The sequence below is a fragment of the Mesorhizobium sp. M6A.T.Cr.TU.017.01.1.1 genome, assembly GCF_004023115.1.
GTDB classification, from domain to species: Bacteria; Pseudomonadota; Alphaproteobacteria; order Rhizobiales; family Rhizobiaceae; genus Mesorhizobium; species Mesorhizobium mediterraneum.
Map to the genome: position 1 here is coordinate 1 of NZ_RZTA01000308.1, position 331 is coordinate 331.

1 pseudogene is annotated in these 331 nt (G+C 54.4%); it reads left to right on the forward strand.

Features of this window, described 5'->3' with window-relative positions:
* Positions 1-320 (forward strand): annotated as a pseudogene (locus EOB36_RS34610) (ATP-dependent endonuclease); the annotation flags it as partial.
* Positions 321-331: the final 11 nt, after the last annotated feature.

Here is a 331-nt window from a genome sequence, read left to right on the forward strand (position 1 = left end):
GCGCAACACTCAAAGCCCTTGGAGCAGAAGGGCTTTGCGACACGTTCATAAATACCTATTCGCTTGAGACGGAACTTGTTCGTGCCGGCAACGCGCCGTTGATGAAAAAGGCCTTTCTGGAGCTTCATAAAATGTCTGAGGCGGCATGGGATGCGGCTGTCGCAAAAAAAGAGGACGACCAAGCGGCAGCAATTCAAGCACTCTTCAAGACCCGCCGAAAGGGCGATTTCGGGCAGCTCGTCGCTGAGCGGATCGTCGCCGGTGAGGACTTTGTCGTCCCTAGTTATATCAAGGGAGCCATTGAGGCCCTCGTAAAATGACGGGCGCATTC